This window comes from Paenibacillus sp. OAS669, from assembly GCF_014873645.1.
Lineage (GTDB): Bacteria > Bacillota > Bacilli > Paenibacillales > NBRC-103111 > Paenibacillus_S > Paenibacillus_S vulneris.
In genome coordinates this window covers 237,801-257,450 of sequence record NZ_JADBDR010000005.1, presented here as the reverse complement: position 1 = coordinate 257,450, position 19,650 = coordinate 237,801, and the positions used below count along the sequence as shown (strand labels likewise).

The 19,650-nt window shown below is 52.0% G+C and carries 18 protein-coding genes; 17 read left to right on the top strand and 1 reads right to left on the bottom strand.

The features are described 5' to 3' along the window. The first annotated feature begins 118 nt into the window (after nt 1–118). The 13 genes from GGC63_RS13655 to GGC63_RS13595 all read left to right on the top strand — a co-directional run bounded on the left by GGC63_RS13655 (nt 119) and on the right by GGC63_RS13595 (nt 12,280). Nucleotides 119–700, top strand: coding sequence for an RNA polymerase sigma factor (locus tag GGC63_RS13655; RefSeq protein WP_192702788.1), 582 nt, complete (start codon nt 119–121; stop codon nt 698–700). Continuing rightward, on the top strand, nt 697–1,482 hold the full coding sequence (locus tag GGC63_RS13650) for a hypothetical protein (RefSeq protein WP_192702787.1): 786 nt from the start codon (nt 697–699) through the stop codon (nt 1,480–1,482). Before GGC63_RS13655 ends, GGC63_RS13650 begins: the two co-directional genes overlap by 4 nt. 16 nt (nt 1,483–1,498) lie before the next feature. Beyond that, entirely contained in the window at nt 1,499–2,428 is a 930-nt protein-coding gene (locus GGC63_RS13645) for a DUF4367 domain-containing protein (RefSeq protein ID WP_192702786.1), read from the top strand. 196 nt (nt 2,429–2,624) lie between these two features. After that, the gene (locus tag GGC63_RS13640) at nt 2,625–2,807 is read left to right on the top strand and encodes a hypothetical protein (protein ID WP_079910128.1); all 183 of its coding nucleotides are present in this window, start codon (nt 2,625–2,627) and stop codon (nt 2,805–2,807) included. Nucleotides 2,808–3,156: 349 nt separating this feature from the next. Continuing rightward, complete coding sequence (locus GGC63_RS13635) at nt 3,157–3,651, top strand: hypothetical protein (RefSeq protein ID WP_192702785.1); 495 nt, start codon at nt 3,157–3,159, stop codon at nt 3,649–3,651. A gap of 213 nt (nt 3,652–3,864) precedes the next feature. Beyond that, nucleotides 3,865–4,296 (top strand): VOC family protein, encoded by a 432-nt coding sequence (locus GGC63_RS13630; RefSeq protein WP_192702784.1) that lies wholly within the window; start codon nt 3,865–3,867, stop codon nt 4,294–4,296. Between the two features lie 25 nt (nt 4,297–4,321). Then, a complete protein-coding gene (locus GGC63_RS13625) occupies nt 4,322–5,290 on the top strand; it encodes an aldo/keto reductase (protein ID WP_192702783.1) in 969 nt (322 codons plus the stop codon). Between the two features lie 26 nt (nt 5,291–5,316). Then, nucleotides 5,317–7,326, top strand: coding sequence for a GTP-binding protein (locus GGC63_RS13620; protein ID WP_192702782.1), 2,010 nt, complete (start codon nt 5,317–5,319; stop codon nt 7,324–7,326). A gap of 54 nt (nt 7,327–7,380) precedes the next feature. Further along, entirely contained in the window at nt 7,381–8,259 is an 879-nt protein-coding gene (locus GGC63_RS13615) for an aldo/keto reductase (protein ID WP_192702781.1), read from the top strand. A gap of 421 nt (nt 8,260–8,680) precedes the next feature. After that, nucleotides 8,681–9,388 carry an FHA domain-containing protein gene (locus GGC63_RS13610; protein ID WP_225948177.1) on the top strand — a complete coding sequence of 236 codons (708 nt, stop codon included), beginning with the start codon at nt 8,681–8,683 and terminating at the stop codon, nt 9,386–9,388. A gap of 56 nt (nt 9,389–9,444) precedes the next feature. After that, on the top strand, nt 9,445–10,740 hold the full coding sequence (gene murA, locus GGC63_RS13605; protein ID WP_192702780.1) for a UDP-N-acetylglucosamine 1-carboxyvinyltransferase: 1,296 nt from the start codon (nt 9,445–9,447) through the stop codon (nt 10,738–10,740). A gap of 36 nt (nt 10,741–10,776) precedes the next feature. Continuing rightward, nucleotides 10,777–11,595 (top strand): inositol monophosphatase family protein, encoded by an 819-nt coding sequence (locus GGC63_RS13600; RefSeq protein ID WP_192702779.1) that lies wholly within the window; start codon nt 10,777–10,779, stop codon nt 11,593–11,595. Between the two features lie 118 nt (nt 11,596–11,713). Next, on the top strand, nt 11,714–12,280 hold the full coding sequence (locus tag GGC63_RS13595) for a hypothetical protein (protein ID WP_192702778.1): 567 nt from the start codon (nt 11,714–11,716) through the stop codon (nt 12,278–12,280). Between the two features lie 90 nt (nt 12,281–12,370). On the opposite strand, the gene GGC63_RS13590 is transcribed toward GGC63_RS13595, so the two are convergent. Then, a complete protein-coding gene (locus tag GGC63_RS13590; protein WP_192702777.1) occupies nt 12,371–13,213 on the bottom strand; it encodes a helix-turn-helix transcriptional regulator in 843 nt (280 codons plus the stop codon). Between the two features lie 153 nt (nt 13,214–13,366). Here GGC63_RS13590 and GGC63_RS13585 point away from each other — a divergent pair, with 153 nt between their 5' ends. From GGC63_RS13585 to GGC63_RS13570, 4 genes are all read left to right on the top strand, one after another. Further along, nucleotides 13,367–14,755 carry a sulfatase-like hydrolase/transferase gene (locus GGC63_RS13585; RefSeq protein ID WP_192702776.1) on the top strand — a complete coding sequence of 463 codons (1,389 nt, stop codon included), beginning with the start codon at nt 13,367–13,369 and terminating at the stop codon, nt 14,753–14,755. A 61-nt stretch (nt 14,756–14,816) separates the two neighbouring features. Continuing rightward, nucleotides 14,817–16,337, top strand: coding sequence for a sulfatase (locus GGC63_RS13580; RefSeq protein ID WP_192702775.1), 1,521 nt, complete (start codon nt 14,817–14,819; stop codon nt 16,335–16,337). 156 nt (nt 16,338–16,493) lie between these two features. Further along, nucleotides 16,494–18,155, top strand: coding sequence for a DUF4091 domain-containing protein (locus tag GGC63_RS13575; protein WP_192702774.1), 1,662 nt, complete (start codon nt 16,494–16,496; stop codon nt 18,153–18,155). A 23-nt stretch (nt 18,156–18,178) separates the two neighbouring features. After that, complete coding sequence (locus GGC63_RS13570; protein WP_192702773.1) at nt 18,179–19,552, top strand: sulfatase; 1,374 nt, start codon at nt 18,179–18,181, stop codon at nt 19,550–19,552. Nucleotides 19,553–19,650 lie beyond the last annotated feature (98 nt).

Here is a 19,650-nt window from a genome sequence, read left to right as displayed (position 1 = left end):
CCGAATTGTGAACGGATCGATTTCGGATATGGAAAAAGTTTGAAAAAGTACTGCAATTCACCATCGATGCATTATATGATGGAGCAGAATTGTAAACCGTACTTATTTCGGAGGAATCATGTCAAAATCGATATTGTTGCTATTGACCGGCGATATCAGGTCTATTGACCCGATGCTGCAGGAGCAAGTATATAAAGAGTTTTACAGGCTCGTCTACCCGTTAATCCTCTATATTGTGAAGGATCATCCGACTACCGAAGATATTATTCAGGATACCTTTTTGACCATTATTCGAAAAAGCCCCCATGATATCGAAGAAATCCGGCTTCATGCCTGGATTCGAGCTGTTGCCCGCAACGCAACCATAAGTTATTTAAGAAAAAATAAAAAAAGGCGTGACGAACTTCTTTCTGATGACGTCTATATTGAAAATGCCGTTCCTCTGCCGCATCATCCGGCTTTCTCTACCGAATCCGAAGTGGAGGCCAAGCTGCTCGAGGAGGCTATTATACATTATATTCATCAGCTGAAGCCGATTTATCGTCAGGTGATCCAAATGCGTTGGACCGAATGTTTATCCTACAAGGAAATGGCGGATCGGTTAGGCGTCACGGAGGAGAAGATCCGTCAAACGCTGCACCGCTCCAGGGAAGCTATCAAGAAAAAACTGCAGCGTGATTGGAAGGTGAACGAGCCTTGAACAGATCCGATTTTGAGGCTGAATTTGATCGTATGTTTGAAGAAGCTGTCCGCAGGAGTGAGCTTGACGAGATTGCTGTGCCTGACGCCGATTCCTCGTGGCAGCGAATTCGCTCCAAGCTTCGCAAGGAACGGCAGAGGGTCCGATTTCTTCGCGCAGCCAAATGGAGCGGGCTTGCCGCTGCATCTTTAGGTTTGGGCACCTTTTTATTTCAATCCCTGCAGCCTACGGAAGCATTTCGTCCGATGTTTGAGATGGTCTATAAAGTAAAAGGCGGCTCGGTGAGCCTGAATGTGGCTAGTACGGACCAATCAACGGCCGGAGCCAAGACGGCTCCGCCGCCGCCAGATGACGAGCTTCCTGTTCAACCAGTGAAGGATAATCGGGATTTGCCGGAAGAAAACGCCTTTCGGCGGGAGAAGGTGACGATGGAGGAAGCGGCGGCCAGAACGCAGTTCGCGCTGCCTGAGCCGAAATATATTCCCGATGGCTATACATTACAAGAGGTCACGATCCATATAACCATCGGCCAGCCCAAGGCCAGCGCTGCCAAGCTGGTCTACGTTAAGGAGAACGTGCCTGAGCAGCTCTCGATCCTGGTCCGCAAACGCTCCTATAGTGATCATGCGGATTTGCCGGACGGCAAGCGGGAATTAACAAAGCCCGCTGCAGCTGTCAATGAGCTGGAGCTTAATGTTGGGGAAATCAATGTCATTGTTAAGGGTGCGCTTGAGGCAGGCGTGCTGAATCGGATTATCGATGGCATGAATTTGAGCGAATAAGCTTTGGGGAGGTCTTATGAATACGGGATGGCTGCTGTTATTTAAGGAGGATATCACTGCTCTCAAGTCTTCCGTCCAGTACGCTTTGTTCGAGGAGTATGTCCGACTGGCTGCTGCATCGGGTCTGCTCTTGGGGCTGAACGAGACGAACGCGAGGCTTGTCGTCAAGACGGTCTTTCTGCAGGCGGCGTCAAGACGTTTTGCAGACAAGAATGAAATTCAGATCAAAGAGCATTTAATGCGAATGATTGAAGGAGCGGTCTTGAAGCATCAAACGGCTGCTGGCTGTAAGTCTGATGCCGGAGTTCAAGCGGAACAGCTAATGGAGGCATGGAACGATATAGCCCCTGTTCTCCAAAGGAAGGTGCTGCGCCGCAGACGTTTCAGGCTGATGCTGTCCGTATGCTCGTTTGCGGTCATTTTGATCATTGGCGGCTTTGCGTTTGGTACGACGACTCCGGCGCAAAAATCAGCCAAAGTCGCTGCACCGCCGAATAAAGAATCGGATGGATCGGAGCTAACGCAGCCCGTTAGCGGCATTCAACATCCTTTGAAGGTGACAGCTGAGGAGGCGCGGCAGTATGCGGATTTTCAGCTGGGGATTCCGCAGATTTTGCCGGATGGCTACCATTTTGAAGAGGCTTTGGTATTCTTGAGCGGACAGGAAACCAAATCCAGGAACATTGTTTTGGTATATACCAATGAAGAGAACTATTTGCTGAGGGTTTTGTACAATAAGCTGGTTCCCCGCAGTGCGCTGTCTACAGGCGTTACGCTGCCCGAGAGCATGGAGGAGATCTTTTTAAGAGGCAGCAAGGCGCTTCTCGTCAAAACGAAGGACAATTATTCCCGGCTCGATTGGCTGGAAGGAGATACCTATACCAGTATCTCGGGAAGAGATATTGACGACAGGCAGCTGGTAAGCATGGCGGAGAGTCTTCAATAACCAGCTGTGGGGCCTGCATGTGGAGGAGAACCGTTCGGAGCAGCGTTCCGGACTGTTTTTGCTTATTCAGGATAACCGAGTCTAGGATGCAGGGAAAGCTTATGCCTCCTGGCTTTTTTGGCTTTTAGCGAAAAAAATGGTAAAGTAGGGTTGATGCAAGAAATGAGAAACGGTTCGAAAAAGGAGATTCGCAGGAATGATAGTATTGTTCATCTTGTTTATTTTAATTATGGGGTCCTTTTTTAGCGGTGCGGTCGTGTTGTTTTTCCAGAAAAAAACAAAGCTCGGCTTCCTTATGCTGGTTTTGGGAGCCATCTCCACATTCATGTTCTATTATTCTATCTACCAGGGCTGGGTTACCGTTCCTTCGCAGAGCTAGCAGCGTCTATCCTCTGGAGAGACATTGAGAGATCGCCGGAATTCCGGTGATCTTTTTTTGACCTCAGGGAGCATGTATCCTGGAACAAGAGGTATTTCAAGCGAATCCTTCCATATCCGGTTCCCCGCCCTTGCCTGCCCAAGGGTTAAGGCTTTGACAAGGAGATGCAGATCAGATATTGCTCCTTCCTCATCCGATGGACAGACACACAATTATCGGCAGGCGGTTCATGTACCCAAGCTATCGCGGCCATTACCGCATAGTGTACAGTACAGAACCAAGTGGGAGAGTATCAGGCGGCATTCCACTCCCGTACAAAATGAGGATACTGCAAAGGAAAGGGATTCGTATGAAAAAGACCATGGTGTCCAGAACGACGAGGCCATCTATGCATGCCTCCAAACCTTCGGCAAGGACGTCGGCCCGCGGACTGAAGAGAACGGCGAGCCCTCGCAAAGCACCATCATCGAGGACAAGACCAACAAGAAACAGCATGTCTAGAGATACGTTTACCGACAGTGACATTATGTCTTCAAGATCAGCAGGCATCAACGGCTTTTTTGATGGAGGAGGCGGAGCTGCCGGCGCCCTGCCTGTAGCCCAGGAAACGGCTGCCGCAGAAGCCGGAAATACAAGAGGCTTAGGATCTTTTTTGAGCGGCTTTGGAGGCATTGACGGCATCATATCGATGATGACCAAGGCGCAGCAAATGTTCAAGCTGTTTCAACAAATGGGCCCGATTTTTAAATTGATCAGCTCATTCGGCGGCGCGAAGGCTTCAACAGCAAGCGTCAGGCCGAGAAGAGGCCGAAAAACGGCATACCCGATAAAAGGGAAACGATAAGTGAAGCAGCCCGGTCCATGACCGGGTTTTTTGTTTTAACCTGCTGAGGAGGAAGCAATCATATAGCGCCAGGCATCCTTACCTTGAAGTAACTAAATGAAGTCATCGTCAGTCCTTATATTTCTTCGAAATATTTTATATGATGATAAGAGGCAGCCATAGTTTCATACAACACCTGCAGGAGACGGATTCAGATAACGGGAGGTAGTAAGGATGCTAATCAAACGGATCGGACATTTGGCGCTTACGGTGGAGGATATGGTGAAATCGCTTCATTTTTATTGCGATGTGCTTGGATTTGCCAAAGCCTTTGAGCTGCATGATGCAGAGGACAAGCCTTGGATCGTTTACTTGCGGGTGTGTGAGGGGCAGTTTCTTGAGCTGTTTTACGGCGGCTTGAACAAGCCGGAGCCCGTTCATCGGCCTATTGGATTTAATCATCTTTGTTTGGAAGTAGAGAATATTGATGAGATTGCCGGTCATTTAAAAAAGCACGGGATTCCTTTGGACGTTGAGCCCAAGCAAGGGAAGGATACGAACTACCAATGCTGGGCAAGAGACCCGGACGGAAACCGGATCGAATTTATGCAGCTGATGCCTGGCTCGCCGCAAATGAGAGGGCATCAGAGTGAGCTTGAGCAATGATCAAATAACCAGGAGGTAGGAAGAAATGGAATATCGGACATTAGGTAAAACAGGCATTCAAGTATCCAGCCTTTGCTTCGGTACGATGTCATTCGGGGGTCCGGCGGATGAAGAAGAGTCCAGGGCCATGTTTCGCCGCTGCAGAGAAGCAGGCATTAATTTCTTCGATACGGCCAACGTGTATAACCGGGGGCTATCGGAAGAAATATTGGGAAGATGCATCGCGGATTGCCGTGATGAGATTGTGCTGACGTCCAAGGTGAACTTCGCGATGGGACAGGATGTGAACGCCAAAGGGCTGTCTCGCCGTCATATTATGCTTGCGGTGGAGCAAAGCTTGAAGCGGCTTGGTACGGACCGGCTCGATTTATATTTTGTTCATCACTTTGATCCCAAGACCCCGATGGAGGAGACGCTGCGGGCGCTGGACGACCTTCAAAGGCAGGGAAAAATCCTGTTTCCCGCCGTCAGCAACTGGGCAGCCTGGCAGATAGCGAAGGCACAGGGGATTTCAGCGAAAGAGGGGCTTGCCCGGTTCGAATGCATCCAGCCGATGTATAACCTGGCCAAGCGCCAGGCGGAGGTTGAAATCCTGCCATTAGCCGCTTCGGAGCAAATCGGCGTCATTTCATACAGCCCACTTGGCGGAGGATTGCTGACAGGAAAATACGGGAAGGACCGGAAGCCTGCCGAAGGGCGCTTGGTCGATCAGAAAAATTATACCGAGCGTTACCGGGATGAAGTTTATTATGCCATTGCCGATAAGTTTACGGATTATGCGCTGGAGCATGACGTGCATCCGGCGTCGTTGGCTGTAGCATGGGTTATGAGCCATCCCGCCGTTACGGCTCCCATCATCGGAGCACGGAGTGTGGAGCAGCTGGAGCCGTCCCTGGCAGCACTGAATATTCCGATGACACAGGAATGGCGGGAGGAGATATCAGCGTTATCCGTGGCTCCTCCTCCGGCTACAGACCGAAGCGAAGAAAGATGAGGTGAACCGCTTAAAGAAGCGGCAGCATGAGCTTACCTAATTCAATTAGAAATATCGGCATTGTTGCTCACGTCGACGCCGGGAAGACAACAACGACCGAACATATGCTGTTCGAGAGCGGACGGATTCGTTCCCTTGGCAGGGTAGACGCAGGGACAGCCCAGACCGACTGGCTGGATGTGGAGCGGGAACGGGGCATATCCGTTCGTGCAGCGACCACCGTATTTCAATGGAACGGATGCACGGTGAATTTGATCGATACGCCGGGACACGTCGATTTTTCATCGGAGGTGGAGCGGTCGCTGCGGGTACTGGACGGTGCCATTCTTATCGTTTCGGCGGTCGAGGGCGTTCAAGCCCATACGGAAACGCTGTGGAATGCGCTTCGCACGCTGCGAATCCCGACGATAATCCTGATCAACAAAATGGATCGAATCGGCGCCGACGCACAACGCGTCTTGAAGGAAATGAACCAATATTTATCGCCGGATCTTATTCCCGTCCAGCTGTACGATGGAGTCGAGGAATCCTTTCATGGCGTACGGGGACTGAGGGAAGGTCTAGAAACCGAAGAGCCTCATCGAATGAAGGCGATGCAGCAGCTTTATGAAGGCGTGCTGGAGCGATTGGCCGAACACGACGAGTCGCTGCTGCATTCCTATATTAGCGGAGAAGCGGTGCCGGAATCGGCATTATTCGAGCGATTAACCGGTCTTACCCGCCAAGCGGTTGTTTATCCGGTTCTGTTCGGTGCGGCCAGCAAAGGGGTAGGCATACGGGAGCTGATGAATGCCATTGTCGACTACTTGCCCCCGCCTGCGGGGAAACCGGAGAATCCGCTCTCGGGAGTCGTATTCCGTCTGGAACGGGATAAGGCGATGGGAAAAATTGCGATGGTCCGTTTGTACGGGGGACGTATACAAAATCGGGACGTTGTTCGCAATACGACCCAAGAGATGGACGAGAAGGTAACCCAAATCCGCAAAGTTCATGCAGGGCATCATGAGGATGTAGGGATTCTCGAAGCCGGGGATATTGCGGGCGTATGCGGGCTAAGCCGTGTCCGAATCGGGGATGTCATTGGGGGTCCCGGCGCTGTTCCTCCGGCCCACAGGCTCACTACGCCGCTGCTGACGGTGCAGGTAAGTCCTGTTCAATCATCGGACTATCCTCAGCTTGTAGCTGCTTTGCAGGAGCTTTCCGACGAGGACCCGCTGCTGGACCTGCAATGGCATCAGGAGGAACGGGAGCTGCATATCAAAATTATGGGCCCGATCCAGCTGGAGGTGCTGACTCATGCCTTGCAGACCCGATTCGGTTTGCAGGCGGCTTTCGGACAGCCGACTGTCATATACAAGGAAACGCCGTCGCGCTCCGGCTTCGGCTTCGTCGCTTATACCATGCCTAAGCCTTGCTGGGCTATATTGAAGTTTCACATCGAGCCTGGACCGAGAGGAAGCGGGCTTGCGTACCGGTCGATGGTGAAGCCGGAGAGGCTGCTGCCCGGCTATCAGAACGAGGTGGCCCGGAGAGTTCCCGAGGCGCTGCAGCAGGGACTGCGGGGGTGGGAGGTAACCGATCTGAAAGTGACGCTGGTCGATGGAGAACATCACGTCTGGCATACGCATCCGCTTGATTTCGTACTAGCAGCCCCGATGGGGATCATGGATGGTTTGGCCAACACGGGGACAACCCTGATGGAGCCGTATCTGCATTTTCGAATTACCGCACCGGAGGAAGCGAACGGTAAAATTATGCACGAGCTCGTACTGATGCGTGCCGTATTCGACTATCCGGTCATTCATGGCGAGCGGTTTACGGTAGAAGGCACGATTCCGGCAGCTACATCGCTTGATTTTCCTGTTAAGCTAAGTACGTTAACAGGCGGCAGGGGAACCTTCACGACACGCTTTGACGGCTATAGAGAATGTCCGGCGGGTATGGAGATTACTAGACCGCGCCGGGGAGTCAATCCGCTCGATACGGCGAAATATATTCTTAGTATGCGAAATGCATTAGGCGCTCAACGATCCTAGACATAAAGGTTGGTAATCTAGGAAATCACAGGAATGAAGAGGAGGCTTAAAGATATGTTGACTCGTCAAGTCGGCCGATTGGGACATCAGAGCTCCGTCGTGATGTTTGGGGCAGCAAGCTTGGGCAATGTGACGCAGGATGAAGCGGATGAATCGATCTCGTTCGCTTTGCAGCACGGTATCAACCATTTTGATATCGCTGCAAGCTACGGTGATGCGGAGCTTAGAATGGGGCCATGGATACCCAAAATCCGCAGCGATATTTTTCTGGCGACCAAAACCGGGGAACGAACGAAGGAACAAGCGAAAGCACAAATTTATCGCTCCCTGGAACGGCTCCAAACCGATCATCTCGATTTGCTGCAGCTGCATGCGGTTGGAACGATCGAGGAGCTGAATAAGTGCACAGCGAAGGGTGGTGCGCTGGAAGCGCTGCTTGAGGCCAAGGAGGAAGGTGTCGTGAGGGCTATCGGCATTACAGGCCATGGGCATTTGGCTCCGTCAACCCATCAGGAGGCGCTCAACCGATTTCCATTCGATACGGTGCTGCTGCCGTTAAATTATTATCTGTATTCCCTTCCGGAGTACCGCACAGCGTTTGATGCACTGCTGGAGGAGGCCGGAAGGCAGAACACAGCGGTGAGGGTGATCAAGGCTATTGCGAAGGGGCCTTGGGGCGAACAGCAGGAGCGCAATTATGCAACGTGGTACGAGCCGTTCGACCGCCAGGAAATTATCGATGCCTGTGTCCATTTTGTATTGTCGTTCCAAGGGGTTGCCGGCTTCGCCAGCGCCGGAGACATCCACTTATTCCCTAAAATTGTCGATGCGGTCGAGCGTTACGGTTCCATGAGCGATGAAGAGACCGTCCGCATTCTGAGCGCAATCAGCGGATACCAATCGCCCTTTGGGGCACCCACATCCATAGCATAAGCTGAAGCCGGTTTGGGATCTAATCAGATTAACAGTTATTTCCTAATAGAGTGTTCTATTTAAGCAAACAGTCAATGCAGCCCCAGGCTTCCGTTATCAGCGGGAGTTATGGGGCTTTTTTAGCACCCTTATAGTGCTTCATAAATTTCGTGTCCCCCCGCAAAAACCGGAGTCTACAAAACAGAATCGCCCGACTTTGAGGAGGGGCCCATCTTTCTGTTTGCTTTCTGGTAAATCTAACATATCAGCAAAACATAAGGGATTTGTCAGTATGCGAGGATTACCATAAGAATTGAAAATAAGGTACAATAACATAGTACGCATCATTGCGGGTACTTCGATGGTTCCCTATGAAGCTCCCTACTATCATGGGTATCATCGAATAATAATAGACACTATCAAGTATTGCTAGATTGACAGCATGGCATCGGAGGGAATCAAGCTGGACACTTACGCTTGTCTTTATATTATCCGGGGGGAGCCCCATAGGGCAGGAACCTGCATCAACTTAAGCGCGGATGAATGGGTTGTCGGCCGTGCGTCCAATGATGAGGTTCCGGACCTCTCTTTTTCTACTGCCTTTATTTCACGTAAGCATTTGATGATTCGTAAGGAAGGGGAGAAAGCGGTTCTGTACGATATGGGCAGCAGGCACGGCACAGAAGTCAACGGAGTGCGTATTGAGCCCCATACCCCGCATCCCCTGCAATCCTTCGATATTATCAAGCTTGCCAAAGGGATGGTTGTCATCCACTTCTCCTACTTGTTCGCCGATCAAACGTTAGAGTTCGAGCCCATTAGCTATACTCAGCAATTTAACTTTCAGGAGCTGGGCTTTTCGATCAACTGGGAGAAGCGGGAATGTACGGTGGAAGGACAGCGCATCGTCATGTCGGAGAAAGAATACGGCCTAATCAAGCTGCTCTATGACCGGGCCAATCAGCTCGTCCCGTTCGACGAGATCAAGAAGACGGTATGGCCGGAGAGGACGTCCGGCGCCGACGGCGTTCCGGATGTCAGCATGGATGAATTGAATGCTTTGATCTACCGGATTCGCAAAAAATACGGAAAAGACACTTTTACCATCAGTGCCGTCCGCGGAAGCGGCTATGTTCTGGAGAAGGATTGATCCGCAATCCTATGCCCGCTATCCGCGAGCATTGTATAAGGAAAGAAGGAACGACTGTGAGATATATTCAAGTGCAAACGTCGGGACCGCTTCATGGCTCGGTAACGATTCAAGGCTCCAAGAACAGCTCTCAGGCTTTACTCGCCGCAACCTGCTTGGCGGATGCCGCAGTCGTGCTTGAGGGGATACCCAATAACAATGACTTTAAGACCATTCGCCAAATCGGCAAGGATATCGGCCTCAAGATTGAGCGTCAGGCCAACGGAGAGATGCATATCGATCCCCGTTTTATTCACAGCGCCTTTATCGATCCCGGCAAATCCTCCGCATATCGGGCATCGTATTATTTTGTAGGGTCGCTCCTGGCCAAGTTCGGCAAGGTGACGGTAGGCTTCCCTGGCGGCGATGATTTTGTCTCCAGGCCGATCGATCAGCATCTCAAGGGACTAAGAGCCATGGGGGCGCATATTACGACTTATGATGATCATTATGTCGTGGAAGCGAAGGAGCTTCATGGGGCCGACATTTATTTCGACATGATCACTTCCGGGGCTACGATTAATTGCATGCTGGCGGCGGTTCGCGCCAAAGGCCGCACCCGTCTGTACAACGCGGCAATGGATCCGGAGGTCGTCGATACCGCCAATTTCTTGAACCAGCTGGGGGCTAGAATTGTCGGAGCGGGCACCGATCAGATCCGCATCGATGGTGTGCCTTATTTGGGCGGAGGAAAATATTCGGTTATCCCGGACCGTCTCATTGCAGGCTCGTTTCTGATGGCGGCGGGGATGCGGGGCGGAAGCATAACCGTGAACAATGTAATCCCCGAGCATATGGGGGCTTGTCTTTCCAAGCTGAAGGAAATCGGAATGGAGCTTGAGATCAAGGACCAAAGCGTAACGGCCCATTCCTACGGGCGGCTGCGCGCCACGCGCGTGAGGACCGGCATGTATCCGGCTTTTGCAACCGATCTTCAGCAGCCGTTGACCGCTCTGCTGACACAGGCGCCGGGAAAAAGTATTATTACGGAAAGAGTTTTCACTCAACGATTTAATCATATTATGCAGCTGAAACGAATGGGCGCGGACGTGTCGATCCGTAAGGAAAGCGCCTATATTCGAGGCGGCGTCCCGTTGAAGGGGGATTGGGTGCACGCCACGGATGTACGTGCCGGAACCTGCCTCATCTTAGCGGGACTGGCTGCGGAAGGAAGCACGAACATTACCGGCATCGAGCACATTGAACGAGGCTATGAGGACGCCATCGGGTTATTTAGCTCGCTCGGCGCGCGTATTTCGCTGGTGGAGATGTCGGATCCCAGAGATTCCCATGCCGAATGGGGACAGATCTAGACAAGGAATACTAATCCGAAGGGAGGACGGTTGTGAATGGAGCCTGTCATAACGTTAGCGGAGGAGATTGCGGTTCAAGCCGCGAAAGCGGCGGGAGCGGTAGCAAGAAATTTTTTCCAGCAGGGCTTTGCGGTCGAGGAGAAGGACGATAACGGGGATTTGCTGACGGAAGCCGACTTATTGGCTGAACAAATTATTTTGCACAGCATTAGAACCGTATTCCCGGATCATCAAATACATAGCGAAGAAGCGGGTTTGTCCGGGACCGAAGGAGATTGGCTCTGGATGGTCGATCCGCTGGACGGTACGAATAATTTCGCCATAGGGCTGCCTTTGTTTGGCGTGTCTATTACATTGATTCATCGATCCGTACCGGTGCTTGGTGTTATTTATGATACGATGCAGGATAAGGTTTACGTTGCCAAGCAGGGATCGGGAGCAACCTGCAATACAGAAGAGCTTCGAATGCCATGGAAGCCGGAGCCCAAACGGCTGACCGTCGGCTGGATCCAAGGCCATCTGGTGCAGCGGGATGAGTCTGCCCTCCGTTTAAGGGGGCATATAGAGTCCCATACGAAGCGAATGCTGAGGCTCTGGGCGCCTACCCTGCAGTGGACGATGCTGGCACGCGGCCAAATCGACGGCGTTGTCCTGTATCAATCGGAGGGCGACGATTTGTATTCCGGGCTGCTGCTGGTTCGCGAAGCAGGCGGGCTTGTCATGGATTTTGACGGTCAACCGTTCCATGGCATGAGCCCGGAGCCTTGTATCATAGCCTGTCATCCGGATAGAAAAGAGGCGATGCTGCAGCTCGTTAGAGAAGGAATGGCCTCGGCTGCAGGGAGCATACGATAATTTTGCCGAACGACGGCTGAACGATCCGCTTTTCTTCATAAATATGTCATAATTTCTCGTTACAATGGTCCCGTTACCTGGATTTTATCCAATTAGAAGCAGGCGGAGGGAATAACGAATGTTCATGAGAAAAATAGCGGCGATCAGTATTGCAGGGAGCTTACTGCTGAGCTGCGGATTGGCGAGTGCGGCTGAATCAGCGGAGACACAGGCTGTACAGCCGACAGCAGACAGTGTCCAAAAGAGCGCCCATACGAAGAAGAAGCTTTCGGCAGAAGAGCGCAAGCAGCTGATTGCGGCCAAGGCGGAGAAGCTTGGTATCAGCACGGAGGGCAAGACGGACAAGGAAGTACAGGAGCTGATCAAGCAAAAAGCTGCCGAGCTGGCAAAGCAGAAGCAGGAGGAGCGGTTGAAGAAGCTCCAGGAGGAAGCGGCCAAGCTTGGAATCGAGCCGGGGCAAAAATCGGCGAAGGAGCTGTCGGCGGAAATCCATGAGAAACAAAAGCAAAACCGGGAGCAAAAGCGGCAAGCGCTGCTAGAGAAGCTGCAGCAGGAAGCAGGAAAGCTTGGAATCGACCCTGCCGGTAAGACGGCAAAGGAGCTTGGACAAGCCATCAAAGCGAAGCACAAGGAATTGGCGGCGCAAAAGCATACAGACAAGAAGAAAAAAGCGTCGGTGCAATAATCGGCGGGTATACATAGAGGAACGGCAGTGCCTAGGAGGGCGCTGCCGTTTTTGTGTTGTTGGGGCACCAAGGTACTGCACCTTGCCGTTTTAGCGGAAGCGGCTTGGCGGTGCGCCGAAATAGAGGCTGAACGAGCGAGAAAAGGACGCCGAATCGGAGTAGTGAAGGGTATAGGCGATCTCCGCTACGGTAAGCGGCGTTTCCTTCAGCAGTTCCATGGCTTTATTCATTCTAAGCTTTATTAAATACTTAACCGGAGTTAAGCCAAGGTGCTCCGTAAACACTTTGGAAAAATAGGAGCGATGTATACCGACATGCTCGGCAACATGATGAACGTCGATGGGCTCGCAGTAGTGCGTGTTCATATAATCAAGACTTTTTTGAATCCATTCCTTCTGACTGTCCCTGTGTGTTTCTGCTGCCGGGTTCGTTTGACGCTGCATAAGGTCAAATAGTTGGTACAGCAGGCTTAAAAACATGAATCGCGTACGCCCCGGATGAAGAGCGCCGGCGGACCAGAAGTGCTGAAGCGTTAATTCAACCTCCGAAGTAACGACGCCTCTTGCATAGGGTTTGTCCGGGGAGATGCCTGCCAGCGAAAGCAATATCGGAGCCTGCGGCCCATGGATGCCAATCCAGGTCATCTCCAGGACGACGTCCAGATTCGCAGGACGGTAAGAATAGATCAAATCCGGAAATAAGCAAAACATATCGCCTTTATTTAAAAAGACCGTCGTATCGTCATATTGCAGGCGAACGGTTCCAGACCTGACAAAATGCATGCTGTAATGCCCGGAGGCGCGAGGCCCGGCGTTGTAGTTGGGCTTCGCTTTGTTGCGTCCCGACCGAACCAGCCAGAGCCCCAGCGCTTTATCTGTCTCATCTGGAGTGAAATACATCGTATCTGCAAATTCCTGAGCGAATTCCTGCATGCTGATCCCCGCTTTTGCTGTTTCCTTTCAGTATACTCCCTACCTGACAAAATGCAAATCCAAAAGGACATTATGTCATTGTAATGGTCCTCAAGATGGCGATATAGTGGTGCTAGGACGCAACCATTACGAACATGAGAGGATTATTGGCCAATGACTCGCACTAATGTCTTATTCATTCTTTCGGATGATCAAGGAGCCTGGGCGATGGGCTGCGCAGGCAACAAAGAAATACGTACGCCCAATCTGGACCGGCTTGCAGCTACAGGCATCCGTTTCGATAACTTTTTCTGCACCTCCCCGGTCTGTTCTCCGGCCCGAGCTACCTTGCTGACGGGACGTATCCCGTCACAGCATGGCGTGCACGACTGGATTAAGGAAGGCAGCATGGGGCCGAACGCTCTTGCATATCTGGAGGGGCAGACGACCTATACGGATATTTTGGCCGCTGAAGGATATTGCTGCGGAATCAGCGGCAAGTGGCATTTGGGCGACAGCTTGAAGCCGCAGCACGGCTTTACCCACTGGTTCGTGCATCAATCCGGAGGGAGCCCTTATTATGATGCTCCGATGATTCGGGACGGCAAGCCCGGCAAGGAGCCCGGTTATGTAACCGACGTGATTACGGAGGATGCTCTTCAATTTCTGGATAGACAGATGGGGGAGCAGCCGTTCTATTTAAGCGTTCATTATACGGCGCCGCACAGTCCCTGGATCGATAATCATCCGGAAGACATCGTTGCGCTCTATGATGATTGCGAATTTGAATCTTGTCCCCAAGAGCCCGCTCATCCATGGACGATTCCCGATGCGCCGTGGGGTGATGACTGGAAGGCCAATTTGAAGGGCTACTTCGCCGCTGTTACTGCTATGGACATCCAGATAGGGCGGCTGATCGATAAACTGGAGGAAAAGGGCATGCGTGAGCACACGCTCATCGTATTCATGGGAGATAACGGATTCAACTGCGGCCATCACGGATTTTGGGGCAAAGGAAACGGAACATTCCCGCAAAATATGTACGATACCTCTGTGAAGGTCCCCGCTCTATTCAGCCAACCGGGAACCATTCCAGAAGGAATCGTTTCCTCCTCCATGCTGAGCGGGTACGACTTTATGCCGACCCTGCTGGACTATCTTCATGTCAGGAATCCTGAGGGGAAGGCTGATGGGATTCGGCTTCCCGGTCATAGCTTTGCATCACTGCTCTTGGGCAAGCAGGCGGAGGAGCGGGAGCACATCTTTGTTTTTGATGAGTACGGTCCGGTACGGATGATTCGCAGCCGCGACTGGAAGTATATTCACCGCTATCCATACGGACCTCATGAGCTTTACGACTTGAAGAACGACCCGGATGAGCGCAATAATCTGATGCTTGCCGGCGAGGATAACGAGCATGCGGTTCGGCTGAAGGCCGAGCTGGATGAATGGTTCGTGCGGTATGTGAACCCTGATCTGGATGGCGTCCGCGAGCCTGTAAGCGGGGGAGGACAGCTGACGCTGGCAGGCACGGCGGGGAAAGGCAGGAAGGCATTTTCCTAGAACGCCGGGAGGGGATCTTCCAACGGAAGTACATCCAGAACAAACGGAGGTAGCTAAAGCAATGAAGCGTAAGAAACCGAATATCCTTCTTATTACAAGCGATCAGCAGCTTTGGAATACGATCGGGGCTTTCAACAGCGAGCTTATGACGCCGAATTTGGACCGTCTCGTCCGTGAAGGAACTACGTTCGAGAGAGCGTACTGTCCGAATCCGACTTGCACTCCGACTAGAGCCTCCATTGTAACGGGAATGTATCCGAGTCAGCACGGGGCGTGGACGTTGGGCACCAAGCTGCTGGAGGATAGAGAAACGGTAGGGGAATTGCTCAGCAGCGAAGGGAGCTATAGAACCGCGTTAATCGGGAAGGCCCACTTTCAGCCTATCGGGTCGACCGGGCAATACTCGTCTCTGGAGGGCAAGGAGCGGCTGCATGATTTTGATTTCTGGAGTTCGTTTACCGGCCCGTACTATGGCTTCGAACGTGCCGAGCTGCTCCGCAATCATACGAATGAGTGGCTTGTGGGACAGCATTACGCCTTATGGATGGAGGAGAAGGGCTGCACGAACTGGCGGGATTACTTCACACCTCCAATCGGAACCATGGATGCGAGCGCGCAGTTTCATTGGCCGATTCCCGAGAAATATCATTACAATACCTGGATTGCGGAGAGGGCGAACGATCTGCTGCAGCAGTACCGGCAGGCGGATGAGGCGTTCTTTCTATGGGCGAGCTTCCCGGACCCCCATCCTCCGTATCTGGCTCCGGAGCCGTGGACCAGCATGTATGACCCGGAGAGTTTGACGATCCCAGGAATAACACCGGGAGAGCATGACGGCAATCCGCCTCATTTCGGGATGACGCAAGAGCACGATCCCGACTTTTCGGCATACAAGGAAACGGGCTTCGGCATTCACGGTTATCATTCCCACGTCAAAATGACGGAAGCGGAGCATAAAAAGGCGGTCGCTGTCTATTACGGCATGATCAGCTTCATGGACAACTATATCGGCTCCATTCTGGATAAACTGGATGAGCTCGGCCTTGCCGAGGACACCATCGTTATTTTTACGACCGATCATGGTCACTTCTTCGGGCATCATGGACTGCAGGCCAAAGGCGGCTTCCATTACGAGGATTTGATTCGGGTGCCGTTCATTGTCAGGTATCCTGGTGTAGTGCCGGCTGGCCGGCAATCGGATTCACTGCAATCCTTGGTGGATCTGGCGCCGACCTTCCTGTCTTTCGCTGGTGTTTCCATTCCTCCAACGATGACCGGAGTGAATCAGGCCCCTGTGTGGAAAGACCCCGTAACCCGGGTGCGGGATCATGCGATTTGTGAATTTCGTCATGAACCGACCACGATTCACCAGAAAACCTACGTCGATGCAAGATATAAAATAACGGTGTACTACAACCAAACCTACGGCGAGTTATTTGATCTGGCGGAGGACCCCGGTGAGGTTCATAATTTGTGGAATGAAGAGAGGTACAAGGAGCTTAAGCTGGAGCTCTTAATGAAATATATATGGGCTGAGCTCGGCAAGGAACCGATGCCAATGCCGAGAGTTTCCCACGCGTAGAAGGCTTTCGGGCCGCAGTGCAAATTTGGCATATGCCGTAAAAAATGGCTTATATACAAATAGAATTCCATTTTATTATTCTGGCAAAGAGCCGACCAAGGAAGGTGTTAAGACACAGGGTCGGCGCTTGCCGGGACCTAAGAGGAGGTAAGTCCAATGACCATCTTATTGAAAACCCAAGTGCTGAGCTCGTTGTCCAAGGTGTTTGCAGACGAAGCTTTATCCGAACCGCAGCTGCATAAAGCAAGCGCATTCATGAATGAAACCTTTTCCTTTCAAGTGGCGGTTCAAGCTCCTGTGCTTATGAAGTCCATCCAAGTGAAGGTGCTTGGAGAACTGGCCGAAGCGGCTGTCATACGAAAGGTCGGCCTGGTTCCTTCGGAGCTTCCATGGCTGCATGATGCCGATTTGCATGTTCTTCGCACAACGCCTGGCCTCTACCCGGACCCGCTCTATCCAATGGATTCCCAGGAAGGGCTGACGCTGTTTCCGGAGCAGTGGCGATCCGTCTGGATCACTGTTCCCCTGGAAGGACGTGTAAAGCCGGGGGGTTATGAAATCGAGGTTGTTTTTGAACAGGAGCAAGGAACGGAGCTGGGGGCAGGGAAGCTGGAGCTTGAAGTGATAAATGCCTGTTTGCCGGAGCAAAAGCTCATCCATACCGAGTGGTTCCACGTCGATTGTCTGGCTGTGCATTATGGGGTGGATGTGTTCTCGGAGCGTCATTGGGAGCTGATCGATCAATATGTGCATACGGCCGTTCAGCATGGGATGAATATGATTTTAACACCGATTTTTACCCCTCCTCTGGACACGGCCGTAGGTGCCGAGAGACCGACGGTCCAGCTGGTGGACGTGGAGAAAGCAGGGGAGACGTACCGGTTTAATTTTGACAAGCTGAAGCGCTGGGTGGACCTGTGTACCGCCCGGGGCATACGTTACTTCGAATTTTCTCACCTGTTTACCCAATGGGGTGCCAAGCATGCACCCAAAATCGTTGCTGTAGAAAACGGAGAGCACCGGAAGATTTTCGGGTGGGAGACTGATGCCAACAGCGATGCGTACCGCAGCTTCCTCACGCAATTTTTGCAGGAGCTTGTGGCTTTCATCGAGGATAATGGCCTGCAGCAAAGAAGCTACTTCCATAACTCGGATGAACCGAGAATGGAGGATATGGAGCAGTACAAGCGAATCAGCGAATTTACGAAAACGCATTTGGCTGATTATCCGATTATCGATGCACTCTCCGACTACGCCTTCTATGAGAAGGGGATCGTGGAAAGACCGATACCTGCCAACAATCATATCGAGCCGTTTATTGAGAATGGGGTGAAGCCTCTCTGGACCTATTACTGCGTTTCCCAAAGAAGGCTCGTGTCCAATCGCTTCTTCAACATGCCTTCGGCCCGTAACCGGATTATCGGGATGCAATTGTATAAATTTGATGCGGAAGGCTTCCTTCACTGGGGCTATAACTTCTGGTTCTCCCAGTACTCAAGGAAACCGATCAACCCGTTCCAGAATACGGACGCCGATCATTCCTTCCCTTCGGGAGACGCGTTTCTTGTATATCCGGGACCCGAGGGACCGATTGAATCGATTCGAATGGAAGTGTTTTACGAAGCACTGCAGGATTTACGGGCACTCCAACTGCTGGAAAGCTATATAGGAAAAGACAGGGTCGTCGCTTTGCTCGAAGAAGGCTTGGAGCAGCCGATTACCTTTAGCGAATACCCTCGCTCCATGGAATGGCTTTTGGACAAAAGAGAGCAGATTAATCAGGCCATCAAGCAGTATGCTGCCAAGGAAACCATCTAGAAGCTGATAGGGGAAGAGGAAACATGAGTCCTAAGAAACCGAACCTGCTGTTTGTTTTCCCGGATCAATGGAGAAGGCAGGCGGTAGGTTACCGCAAGGAAGACGAAGTGTATACGCCGCATATCGATCGTTTTGCACGGGAAAGTCTGATCCTGAATCAGGCGGTCAGCTGTTTTCCCCTATGCTCGCCGAACCGTTCGGTGATGCTGACCGGGAGATATCCGCTGTCGACGGGCGTGACAACGAACTGCAAGCTGGGTCTTCCTGTGAAAATGAACGACGGGGAGCTTACGATAGGAAATATTTTGAAGGAGGAAGGCTACCAGACCGGATACATTGGGAAATGGCATCTTGACTTGCCGGAGCAGTCTTATGTGGAAGTGCCGGAGTCGGGCGCGAGACACTGGGACGCGTACATTCCGCCGGGTCCGAGACGGTTTGGCTTCGATTTCTGGTACTCGTACAACGCCTACGATCAGCATATGCGGCCCCACTATTGGAAGGATACGCAGCAGATGATCGAACCAGAAGAATGGTCCACCCGGCATGAGACGGACGTAGCGATCGATTTCATCCGCAACCGGAATCAGGACCAGCCGTTCTGCCTGTATGTATCCTGGAATCCGCCTCATCAGCCCTTCGACCAGGTGCCGGATATGTATAAGCTTCTGTATGCGGATAAGCCGATTACCTACCGGCCCAATGTTCAAGGCAAAGGGCTTGAGCAAGCCGAGCAGCATCTTCGTAATTATTATGCGGCCGTGACCGCAACGGATGATCAGTTCGGGCGCCTGCTTCAAGTGCTGGAGGAGGAGGGGCTTGCGGAAGACACGATCGTCGTGCTTACCTCCGACCATGGGGAGATGATGGGCTCTCACGGATGGCTTGAGCACAAAAATATTTGGTACGAGGAAGCCATCGGGGTTCCGTGCTTCATACGATATCCGGGACGCGTCGCATCCGGTACGGAGGACTGTCTATTTAACAGCTCCGATCTCGTGCCGACGCTGCTAGGGTTGATGAACCTTCCGATTCCGGACCCTATTCAGGGAAGCGACTTATCACCCGTCCTTCTCGGCCAAGGGGGAGCGAAGCCGACCTCCGCCTTTATTTGCCATTACCCCGGAGCCATCGGGGAGCATGAGCAGGCGCGTGCTATGGGGTTGGACATTAATGCCTACGGCTGGCGAGGAGTTCGAACGAACCGCTATACCTATGTAGCCCGGCGTCATTTTGGCGAGAGTAAGGTCCTCAGACTATGCTATGACAACGAAAATGATCCGTATCAGCTGGATCCCATTATGCTGGATAGTGTACCTAAGGAGGGGGCGGCGGCTGAGCTTGAGCTTGAATTAAAGGCTTGGCTCACAAAGCTTCAGGATCCTTTTAGCCTGTAATCCTAGCAAGCCATTTGGATTAAGGCAAAAATTTTGCTGGAGAGTACGATGCGGTACTTCTGCTCTTCAGCAAATCCCTGCTGTATCAGGTCCTTTAA

What these genes read in the sequence shown, in the direction of transcription:
- GGC63_RS13655 (WP_192702788.1), top strand. Translation starts at nt 119, where the DNA reads ATGTCAAAATCGATATTGTTGCTATTGACCGGCGATATCAGGTCTATT.
- GGC63_RS13645 (WP_192702786.1), top strand. Translation starts at nt 1,499, where the DNA reads ATGAATACGGGATGGCTGCTGTTATTTAAGGAGGATATCACTGCTCTC.
- GGC63_RS13640 (WP_079910128.1), top strand. Translation starts at nt 2,625, where the DNA reads ATGATAGTATTGTTCATCTTGTTTATTTTAATTATGGGGTCCTTTTTT.
- GGC63_RS13635 (WP_192702785.1), top strand. Translation starts at nt 3,157, where the DNA reads ATGAAAAAGACCATGGTGTCCAGAACGACGAGGCCATCTATGCATGCC.
- GGC63_RS13630 (WP_192702784.1), top strand. Translation starts at nt 3,865, where the DNA reads ATGCTAATCAAACGGATCGGACATTTGGCGCTTACGGTGGAGGATATG.
- GGC63_RS13625 (WP_192702783.1), top strand. Translation starts at nt 4,322, where the DNA reads ATGGAATATCGGACATTAGGTAAAACAGGCATTCAAGTATCCAGCCTT.
- GGC63_RS13620 (WP_192702782.1), top strand. Translation starts at nt 5,317, where the DNA reads ATGAGCTTACCTAATTCAATTAGAAATATCGGCATTGTTGCTCACGTC.
- GGC63_RS13615 (WP_192702781.1), top strand. Translation starts at nt 7,381, where the DNA reads ATGTTGACTCGTCAAGTCGGCCGATTGGGACATCAGAGCTCCGTCGTG.
- GGC63_RS13610 (WP_225948177.1), top strand. Translation starts at nt 8,681, where the DNA reads ATGGCATCGGAGGGAATCAAGCTGGACACTTACGCTTGTCTTTATATT.
- GGC63_RS13600 (WP_192702779.1), top strand. Translation starts at nt 10,777, where the DNA reads ATGGAGCCTGTCATAACGTTAGCGGAGGAGATTGCGGTTCAAGCCGCG.
- GGC63_RS13595 (WP_192702778.1), top strand. Translation starts at nt 11,714, where the DNA reads ATGTTCATGAGAAAAATAGCGGCGATCAGTATTGCAGGGAGCTTACTG.
- GGC63_RS13590 (WP_192702777.1), bottom strand. Translation starts at nt 13,213, where the DNA reads ATGCAGGAATTCGCTCAGGAATTTGCAGATACGATGTATTTCACTCCA.
- GGC63_RS13585 (WP_192702776.1), top strand. Translation starts at nt 13,367, where the DNA reads ATGACTCGCACTAATGTCTTATTCATTCTTTCGGATGATCAAGGAGCC.
- GGC63_RS13580 (WP_192702775.1), top strand. Translation starts at nt 14,817, where the DNA reads ATGAAGCGTAAGAAACCGAATATCCTTCTTATTACAAGCGATCAGCAG.
- GGC63_RS13575 (WP_192702774.1), top strand. Translation starts at nt 16,494, where the DNA reads ATGACCATCTTATTGAAAACCCAAGTGCTGAGCTCGTTGTCCAAGGTG.
- GGC63_RS13570 (WP_192702773.1), top strand. Translation starts at nt 18,179, where the DNA reads ATGAGTCCTAAGAAACCGAACCTGCTGTTTGTTTTCCCGGATCAATGG.